This is a genomic window from Gloeocapsopsis crepidinum LEGE 06123 (assembly GCF_015207655.1).
Classification (GTDB): Bacteria; Cyanobacteriota; Cyanobacteriia; order Cyanobacteriales; family Chroococcidiopsidaceae; genus Gloeocapsopsis; species Gloeocapsopsis crepidinum.
Genome location: NZ_JADEWN010000070.1, coordinates 22,033 through 31,942, shown reverse-complemented (window position 1 = coordinate 31,942; position 9,910 = coordinate 22,033). Strand labels below are relative to the sequence as shown.

At 44.4% G+C, this 9,910-nt stretch carries 8 protein-coding genes; 1 reads left to right on the top strand and 7 read right to left on the bottom strand.

Annotated features, from left to right (window positions below; translation table 11 throughout):
- The 7 genes from IQ230_RS21800 to gloA form a co-directional block, all read right to left on the bottom strand.
- Positions 1 to 151 (bottom strand): dTDP-4-dehydrorhamnose 3,5-epimerase family protein (locus IQ230_RS21800; protein ID WP_193934340.1); only part of this gene is annotated, 151 nt, incomplete at its 3' end.
- A complete protein-coding gene (locus IQ230_RS21795; protein WP_193934339.1) occupies positions 148 to 1,176 on the bottom strand; it encodes an NAD-dependent epimerase/dehydratase family protein in 1,029 nt (342 codons plus the stop codon). The genes IQ230_RS21800 and IQ230_RS21795, both read right to left, overlap by 4 nt.
- Before the next feature lie 11 nt (positions 1,177 to 1,187).
- Positions 1,188 to 2,405 (bottom strand): L-2-hydroxyglutarate oxidase, encoded by a 1,218-nt coding sequence (gene lhgO, locus IQ230_RS21790; RefSeq protein WP_193934342.1) that lies wholly within the window; start codon positions 2,403 to 2,405, stop codon positions 1,188 to 1,190.
- A 52-nt stretch (positions 2,406 to 2,457) separates the two neighbouring features.
- Positions 2,458 to 3,231, bottom strand: a complete 774-nt coding sequence (rfbF, locus tag IQ230_RS21785) for a glucose-1-phosphate cytidylyltransferase (RefSeq protein WP_193934338.1) — start codon at positions 3,229 to 3,231, stop codon at positions 2,458 to 2,460.
- 234 nt (positions 3,232 to 3,465) lie between these two features.
- On the bottom strand, positions 3,466 to 6,126 hold the full coding sequence (gene clpB / locus IQ230_RS21780; protein WP_193934337.1) for an ATP-dependent chaperone ClpB: 2,661 nt from the start codon (positions 6,124 to 6,126) through the stop codon (positions 3,466 to 3,468).
- A gap of 45 nt (positions 6,127 to 6,171) precedes the next feature.
- A complete protein-coding gene (locus IQ230_RS21775; RefSeq protein WP_193934336.1) occupies positions 6,172 to 7,740 on the bottom strand; it encodes an iron uptake porin in 1,569 nt (522 codons plus the stop codon).
- A 13-nt stretch (positions 7,741 to 7,753) separates the two neighbouring features.
- Entirely contained in the window at positions 7,754 to 8,188 is a 435-nt protein-coding gene (gene gloA / locus IQ230_RS21770; protein ID WP_193934335.1) for a lactoylglutathione lyase, read from the bottom strand.
- Positions 8,189 to 8,485: 297 nt separating this feature from the next.
- Between gloA and eno the strand changes: the two genes are divergently transcribed.
- Positions 8,486 to 9,775, top strand: a complete 1,290-nt coding sequence (eno, locus tag IQ230_RS21765) for a phosphopyruvate hydratase (RefSeq protein ID WP_193934334.1) — start codon at positions 8,486 to 8,488, stop codon at positions 9,773 to 9,775.
- The last annotated feature ends 135 nt before the right edge of the window (positions 9,776 to 9,910 follow it).

Sequence of the window (9,910 nt, the reverse complement as noted above, 5' to 3'; positions counted from 1 at the left end):
ACGACAAGTTGCATTGTGCCACTGTTGCTTTTAGTCCGTGTGCCGCAAATTCTTCGGCGCAGTAGGTGCGGGCAAAAAAACCACGATGATCGGGTTTTTCTTCTATGTCAATAATGTATGCACCTTTGAGAGGTGTTTGAGTAAATTTCATGCTTTTCTCCAATAGAAATCTTTATCTATTTGTTGCGTGCGCATTAAGTATTCCAATTGTTTTAAGCGAGTGAAACCTCGAAATAAAAAGGTTTCTTCTGACATATCCGTCAGATTAAACAAGTCGTATAGCTGTTGTGCGCCACGCACAGCATCCCACTCACATTTGAAGCCTGGTAGTTGAGTGTTGATCTTCTCAAAGGAGACACGGTAGCTGCGGTTGTCGGCACCATTGTCACCAAAGCTAACTTGGCATCCTGGAAACACATCTGCAATAATTTCTGCCACTTCTTTGACGCGATAGTTATGTGCCGTGTCCCCAACATTAAAAATTTGGTTATGTACAATGTCCCGCGGTGCTTCTAGTGCACAGATAATTGCTTTGCAGATGTCCAACACATGAACTAAAGGACGCCAAGGAGTGCCATCACTGGTCATCTTAATCTCGTTGGTCGTCCAAGCAAGTCCAGCGAGGTTGTTGAGGACAATATCAAAGCGCATTCTCGGTGAGGCACCAAATGCTGTAGCATTGCGCATGAATGTCGGCGAGAAACCGTCATCTGCCAAGGCTTGTACATCTCGCTCGACAAGCGTTTTACACTCAGCATAAGCAGTTTGCGGATTGACTGGAGACTCTTCAGTGACATCAACGCCTGTGGCGACACCATACACACTGCATGACGACATATACACAAAGCGTCTTACCCCTGCTGCTTTGGCTAAATTAGCAAGTGCTACAGAACCTTTATGATTTATTTCATAAGTGATATTAGGTGCAAGTTGTCCAGTAGGGTCGTTCGACAACTCTGCCATGTGAACGATGGCTTCTACACCTTGCAAGTCTTCAATTGTAATTTGGCGAATGTCTTTGTTGAGGGTTTTCGCTGTTGCTGTAGTGCCATTGTATAACCAACCAGCTTTGTAGAATCCGGTATCAATTGCTAACACCTCATGTCCGCGCTGCAACAATAGCGGAGCAAATAAAGATCCGATGTACCCCTCAGTACCAGTAACAAGAATTTTCATAAGTAAAAAACCTAAACGTGAACGAGTGTAGATTCAAGATGAGATTGAGATGGAATAGCTTGAGAGATCGCCTGACCAATTTCAATTGAAGAAGTCGCTGCCGGAGAAGGAGCATTACACACATGAAGTGCGCGTTGTCCTGGCACAATCAAAAAGTCATCAACCAATTTGCCATCATTTTGCAAAGCTTGCGCCCTTACCCCCGCATGGGTAGGCACGACATCATCTGCTGTGACTTCGGGAATCAACTGCTGCAAACTCTTGACAAACGCCGCTTTAGATACCGAACGAATCATCTCTTTGATACCTTCATCGGCATGTTTGGCTGCCAACTTCCAAAAGCCTGGATAAGTCAGCACCTCAGTTAAATCGCGCAAATTGACATCCGTTTTGTGGTATCCCTCGCGTTTGAGGCTTAACACTGCATTCGGACCTGCATGGACGCTACCATCAATCATGCGCGTGAAATGTACTCCCAAAAACGGGAAATTCGGATTCGGCACTGGATAAATCAAGTGCTTGACCAAGTAGCGCTTTTCGGGTACTAATTCATAGTATTCACCCCGAAACGGTACAATACGAGCTTGCGGGTTTGTTTGTCCCAGACGGGCAATGCGATCGCTAAATAGTCCAGCACAGTTAATCAGATAACGCGTTGAGATTGTGCCTTTGTTTGTACTCAGCACTGTCACATCAGTGCGCGTCTCTATCTTGGTAACTTTGGTGCCTAAGTGCAATTCACCACCTTGATTTGTGACGAGTTCAACGTATTTTTGTGCCACTTGGCGATAGTTGACTATGCCAGTGGTGAAGACGCGAATGCCTGCACTGCACTGCACGTGCGGTTCAATTTCTCTGACTTGTTCACTTGTGAGTTTTTCTAACTCTAAGCCGTTGTCTAGCCCTCGTTGATAGAGGTTTTCTAGCCGTGGTAGTTCTTCAGGATGTGTTGCTACAATCACTTTGCCGCAGACTTCGTGGGCAATGTTATGTTCAGAGCAAAATTCCACCATCGAGCGACTGCCCTCGCGGCAGAATTTTGCTTTGAAACTGCCTGGCTTGTAGTAGATGCCGGAGTGAATCACACCACTGTTGTTGCCTGTTTGATGGCTGGCTGGTGTGGTTTCTTTTTCGATGACAACGATTTTTGCTGTGGGGTAGCGTTTGCCAACTGCGAGTGCGGTTGCTAATCCGACGATCCCGCCACCAATGATTGCAAAGTCGTACATGTTGTAATGAGTGTTTGTTAATGATGTCTGCTGTTGTGTTTTGGTTGCCGTACTACCACACTTTCCAGGGGGCAATGCCTTTTTTCCACAACTCTTCGAGATAGTTTTTGTCTCGCAGTGTGTCCATTGGTTGCCAAAAACCGTCGTGCTTGTATGCTGATAGTTGCTCTAAGTGTGCTAGTTTTTCGAGCGGCTGTTGTTCCCACACTGTGCTGTCGTCGGCGATGTAGTCGATCACTTCTGGTTCAAGTACGAAGTAGCCGCCGTTAATCCACGCCCCATCTCCTCCTGGCTTTTCTTTGAATGACGTAATGAGTGTTTGTTCTTCTGCTAAGCAGATTGCTCCGAATCTTCCTGGTGGTTGGACTGCTGTTAGGGTGGCTTGTAGTTTTTGTTGTTTGTGGAATTCGATTAAGCGCGTGATGTTGACGTTGCTGACTCCATCTCCGTAGGTGAAGCAGAATGTGCTATTTCCCACGTGTTCTTTGACTCGCCGTAAGCGTCCGCCTGTCATTGTGGATTCGCCTGTGTCTACTAAGGTGACTCGCCACGGTTCGGCGTAGCCGCAATGCACGTTCATTTGATTGAACCGCATGTCGAATGTCACGTCTGACATGTGCAGAAAGTAGTTGGCAAAATACTCTTTAATCACATATCCTTTGTATCCGCAGCAAATAATAAAGTCGTTGATTCCGTGGGCTGCATATGTTTTCATGATGTGCCACAAGATTGGCTTTCCCCCAATCTCTACCATTGGCTTTGGTTTGATTGTTGTCTCTTCACTTATCCTTGTTCCTAATCCCCCTGCCAGTATTACCGCTTTCATAGCTTTTCCTATATCTTTTTATACAGCTCAGCGAGTTTGTAAAGTCAGCTTTCTACGTACCTATACTAATGCGGAGGTTATCAATGGAACCGTAAAGAATGCGTGAACAATGAGTGTTTTTTCTAAATATTTAGTGAAAATGTCAAACAAATAATAACTGCTTTGCTCAAATAGACAAAAAAATAGACCCGTGGTTTTACACAGAGCCTATTTAGCATTCGTTTTGTGAGTGTATTAAGTACTGCGAGTTGCTTCGGTAAGTACTGAGCGATGAGTTTTAGCTTTTTCTTTAGCAACAAAGGAAAGACTATTGTCTATGTAGTCAACTGAAATTGTGTCACCCTCATCAAAAGCATTTTCTAATAACTTAGTTGCGAGTGGATTTTCAAGTTCGCGTTGAATTGCACGTTTTAAAGGACGAGCACCATAAACAGGATCGTAGCCAACATCAACTAAGTATGCTTCAGCTTTCGGGGTCAACTCCAAACCAAGTTTTTGTTCGGCTAAGAGCTTTTGAACGCGCTTAAGTTGAATGCGAATAATCTGTCCAAGTTCGCTACGGTTGAGTGTATGGAACAGAATAATGTCATCAACGCGGTTGAGAAATTCAGGACGAAAGTGCGATCGCAACGCATCGAGGACACGTTTGTGCATAATGTTGTACTTACTGTCGTCACCAGACACATCCAAAATATGTTCGCTACCAATGTTACTCGTCATCACAATCACGGTGTTGCGAAAATCGACTAATCTTCCTTGCGAATCCGTAATGCGTCCATCGTCAAGGACTTGCAACAAGATATTAAAAACATCTGGGTGAGCCTTTTCGACTTCATCAAATAGTACAACTGAATAAGGACGGCGACGAATTGCTTCTGAAAGTTGACCGCCTTCTTCATATCCAACATACCCTGGAGGTGCTCCTACCAAACGGGAGACTGAATGTTTCTCCATGTACTCAGACATATCCAAACGAACTAAAGCATCATCCGAATCAAAGAGAAACTCTGCCAAAGCACGGGCGAGTTCAGTTTTACCCACTCCTGTAGGTCCCATAAACAGGAAAGAACCAATAGGGCGACCAGGATCTTTCATTCCAGCTCTCGCCCTGCGAATTGCTGCTGATACCGCTGATACAGCTTCAGATTGCCCGATAACGCGCTCGTGTAAGTGACTTTCAAGTTGTAATAGCTTTTGCCGTTCGGATGCGAGCAAGCGATTAACTGGGATTCCCGTCCACTTGGCAACAATTTCTGCAATATCGGCTTCGGTAACTTCTTCACGCAGCAATGTCGAACCACGCGCTTGTAGATCGATTAGCATTGTTTCTTTCGCTTCGCGATCACGGCGGACTCCTTCGAGTTTGCCATATTTAAGTTGAGCTGCTTTATTCAAATCATACGCTCGTTCAGCTTGCTCAATTTGAACTTGCAGTGCATTTTCTTCTTTCTTTAAAGCACTAATAGCATCGAGTAACTGCTTTTCACCTTGCCATTGCGAGTTGAGTTCTTGTTGTTTTGCTTTGAGTGCAGTAATTTCTTGCTCAATACGTTCTAACCGTTCGCGATTTTTAGCCTCACGTTGATCTTCACCTGCAACCGATAACTTTTCCATTTCCAACTGCATCAGCCGTCGATCAATCGCTTCAACCTCGGATGGCTTCGAGGTAATTTCCATTTTTAGTTGTGCTGCTGCTTCATCGACTAAATCGATTGCTTTATCGGGCAAGAAGCGATCGCTGATATAACGATTGGAAAGTGTCGCTGCCGCAACGAGGGCTGAATCGGTAATTTTTACGCTGTGATGCACTTCGTAGCGTTGTTTTAATCCTCGCAAAATTGATATAGTCGTTTCGACTGAGGGTTGATCGACAAAAACTTGCTGAAAACGGCGTTCTAAAGCCGCGTCTTTTTCAATATATTTACGGTATTCGTCTAAAGTTGTTGCTCCAATACAGCGCAGTTCGCCTCTTGCCAGCATTGGTTTGAGTAAATTCCCTGCATCCATTGCGCCTTGTGTCGTTCCACCAGTACCAACGACAGTGTGCAATTCGTCAATAAACAAGACAATTTGACCGTTGGACTCAGTGACTTCGCGCAATACTGAACGCAAGCGATCTTCAAATTCACCACGATATTTAGCACCAGCAATCAAACTACCAATATCGAGCGCAATCAGTTGACGATTTTTGAGTGATTCGGGGACATCGCCGTTAATGATGCGTTGCGCTAAACCTTCAGCGATCGCCGTTTTGCCTACTCCTGGTTCCCCAATTAAAACAGGGTTATTTTTACTACGACGCGATAACACTTGAATAACCCGCCGAATTTCATCATCGCGTCCAATTACTGGGTCAAGCTTACCTACTTTTGCCTGTTCTGTCAGGTCACGACCATATTTTGTTAGAGCTTCATAACGCGCTTCAGGAGTAGGATCGGTAACTTTCTGACTTCCTCTGACGGCCTTGATTGCAGCCTCTAACTTTGCTTTATCTAAGTTCAAACCTCTGCATAAACGGCGACCAATGCGTTCATCATCTGCAAAGGCTAACAAAAAATGTTCAACCGAAATCAAACTGTCTTCCATTGTCACTCTAGCCGCCTCAGCACGATCCAGCATGACATCTAGTGCACGACCGAGATACAGTTGGTCAGGTTTTCCCAAAAACTTAGGTTGGCGTTTTGTAAAGGCTTCGAGTTGTTGTAGAACTTGTGGCGCTTCTACATTAGCTCGATTGAGAAACCTGTGTGCTATCCCTTTTTGATCTTCCAGTAGGGCGATCATTAGATGCTCGACTTCCATCTGCTGTTGTTGAAAGCGGCGGGTAACATCTTGCGATTGAACGATGGCTTCCCAAGCTTTATCAGTGAACTTACTAGGATCGGTAGGCTGCATTTTTACGATTTACGATTTGGGCGTTTAGACTGGAGATTTAATAAATTAAAAAGAAAATACTGTGCGCAGAGTACCTTGCCAAATAGTGCCGCTGGAACGGTCGTTATTTGCGTGTTTTACGAGTTGCACGGCGGGAGTAACACTAATATTTTCGCTTAGAGTCAAATTGTAGAATGCTTCGACGTTCGTTTGAGTAGCATTACCTAGATCGTCTTCAATAAAAGGCTGACCAAAAGCGATTCCTGCAATTGTTCCAGGAATCGCTAAATTACGTACTGTTAAACCAACTGCCCACGAGGTAGGATTCAGGTCAAGTTCTTGATTAACAGCAGTATTGAAGCCTTGATAGCTGCCAAAGCCAAAACGTCCATAGACCGCAGCATTGCGATTGAAAGCGTATTCAGCGTTGATCCCTGCTGCTTGAATATCGGTATTGTTAATCACAGCGTTAGTGTATTGCAGTCGTACAGCTAAGTTAGCACGAGAAGAATATTCCAATTCCACACTGCCTTGATAGCGATCGGAAAACAATCCTCCTTGAGTAGGGGTTGTCGAGTTGGGTTGATTGCCATCTGCCGCAATATAGAGCGATCGCACTGTGAATGCACTACCATTAATGTTCCAAGCAACAGCTGCCCCTGCACCACCTTCACGGTCGATTTGATTTTGGACAATCAGTGGATTATTAATTAAAAAGCTGGAACTAAAATCAACGGCGGGATTATTTGCCGAACGATTGCGGTCAATAAAATCGCTAGGAGACATTTTTGCTCCTAGTGTAACTGCTAAGTCCGCACTCGGACGAAACGTGTAATAAAGTCTACGTAAACTTAGAGTCTCATCAATTTCTGTGTACTCTAAACCACCACCATCAGCCAGTAAACCACTTGTTCCCAAAAGATTTTGTTCGCGGTTGTGCGCGACAGAGATCGAATCTTGTCCTCGATTACCTGCTTCGAGTTGCGTCAATAGTAAATCCTGAGGCGAAAAACTGGTGAATAAATTGAGTCGCTGCCTTGAAACTACTGTAGCATTCGCATTTGTACCATCGGTAAATCCCAGAATGACTTCGCCATTGAGTTTTGTTGTAGTAGAAAACTGGGTAGATGTTAACTCGTTTGTGCGATCGCTCAGCGTGTCAAGCTGAGTTCTGATTTCTTGCAATACTAAGTTGTAATCGCGTTGTAACCGCTGTAATGTAATGAGATCTTCCTGACTAAATTGCCCAGCTGCTTCATTTGCTATCAGTGTGTTGACTTGATTGAGAACTTGATGAAGAGCTGCTGCAAATTCGTAGCGTGTTACTGGGCGATCGCTCCTGAAAGTGCGATCGGGAAAACCAAGCAAAACGCCGTAGCGAGAAGCTAGCGAAAGCATCGCTTGCACTTCCCAATCAGTCGGTGCTATCTCATCAACTAACTCACTTACAGCAGGAACATATGTCATCGGTGCTTCCACAACTTTATTTTCAGGTGGAATCTTTGTACTACAACCATCTCTATTACAGGGGTTTGGCTGAGTCATACCATTTGCGCTAACTGGTGTAGCATAGGTCAAAGCTGCCCAACTGATGATTCCAAACAAGTACCAAGTATTCCACCACTTTCTAGGCATTGCTGTACAAGTATTACTGAGATACTAACTGTGGCTGTTCTACCTTTTGTTCAGGAGATCCTTGAGTACCCAGTTGAATTAGTTCTACTTTATACCCATTAGGGTCTTCTACAAACGCAATCACAGTAGAGCCATGCTTCATTGGTCCAGGTTCGCGGACAACTTTACCACCACGGGCTTTAATTTCCTCGCAAGTGCCATAAATATCATCAACTCCAATGGCAATATGACCATAAGCATCGCCTAAGTCATATTGCTCTGTACCCCAGTTATACGTGAGTTCTAACACTGTATTGTCTGATTCATCGCCGTAACCGACAAATGCTAGCGTAAACTCGCCGCCAGGATAATCTTTTTTCCGCAGCAGTTTCATGCCTAAAATATCACAGTAGAATTTCAGGGATTCTTCCAAGTTACCAACGCGCAACATTGTGTGTAGTAATCTCATGACAATCTCCTAATAACCTTTTTCCATTGTAAAGAGCGAAGCAACTACGTCTAGAGGAGTGATGCAACGAGTGCACTCAAAGCCAGGAGGATAGAACTTATTGCCAGAATCGCATCTTTAAACTGAAAAAGTGATCTAAACCCCTATCCTAACTATCAAGCTTGACCGTAGCATCAATAAATTAGCAAAGCTGGTAATTCTTAGCGCTGAGCTGTTAGCCATTAGCGATTAGCTTTTATTCTGTTAAGTGCTAACGGCTTTCTCATTACCCATAATTAACTTGAGGTGCTAGAGAGGATGATTGACACTTTAGAGACTGCAATTGAAAACATTGTCGCCAGAGAAATTCTTGATTCGCGGGGACGTCCGACCATAGAAGCTGAGGTGCACTTAATCAGTGGTGTTGCTGGAATTGCTCAAGTGCCAAGTGGGGCGTCAACAGGGACTTTTGAAGCTCACGAACTACGTGATGACGATAAAAGTCGTTACGGTGGGAAAGGAGTACTTAAAGCTGTCGAAAATGTCAAAGAGAAAATTACCCCAGAGTTGATGGATTTGGATGCTTTGAACCAAGAACTGGTTGATCGCACGATGATCTCCTTGGATGGTTCGCCGAATAAGGCAAATTTGGGTGCGAATGCAATATTAGCAGTGTCCCTCGCAACTGCCAAAGCGGGTGCTGAGTCCTTGGGATTACCTTTATATCGCTACTTGGGAGGACCTTTAGCCAATTTACTCCCTGTACCTCTGATGAACGTAATCAACGGTGGGGCGCACGCGGCTAACAATATCGATTTTCAAGAATTTATGATTGTTCCAGTCGGTGCGCCTTCTTTTCGAGAAGCATTGCGCTGGGGTGCTGAAGTGTTTGCGACCTTGAGTAAGGTTTTAGACAGTAAAGGTTTATTAACAGGGGTGGGTGACGAAGGCGGTTTCGCACCTAACTTGGAGTCAAATCAGGTAGCACTGGAATTGTTAGTAGCAGCAATTGAAAAAGCAGGCTATAGACCAGGAGATGAAGTTGCCTTAGCACTCGATGTTGCTGCAAGTGAGTTTTACAAAGATGGTCAGTATGTTTATGATGGCGCAGTTCACACGCCAACAGAGTTAGTTGATTATCTTGCTGAATTAGCTGCGCAGTATCCGATTGTATCGATTGAGGATGGTTTGCACGAAGAAGATTGGCAACATTGGCAATTATTAACACAGAAAATTGGAGAGCGCACCCAATTAGTTGGTGATGACTTGTTTGTGACAAATCCCACGCGTTTACAAAAAGGCATCGAACAAAAAGCTGGTAACGCGATTTTGATTAAACTCAATCAAATTGGTTCATTGACTGAAACTTTGGAAACAATCGACCTAGCGACGCGTAATGGCTTGCGATCAGTGATTAGTCATCGTTCGGGAGAAACCGAAGATACGACGATCGCAGATTTAGCCGTAGCTACCCGTGCCGGTCAAATTAAAACAGGTTCCCTCTGTCGCAGCGAACGAGTGGCAAAATATAACCGACTACTACGCATCGAAGATGAACTTAGCGATCGCGCAGTTTATGCCGGTACTGTAGGTATGGGACCAAAATAGGGGTAAAAGGTGAGTGTTGAGTGTTGAGTTATGAGTTACTCGTTAAGAGTGTTGAGTTATGAGTTATAAAAAGTCTTTTAATTCAAAATTCACAATTCAAAACTCTTTCACTAGCCAAAGCGCCACTAGTCACTC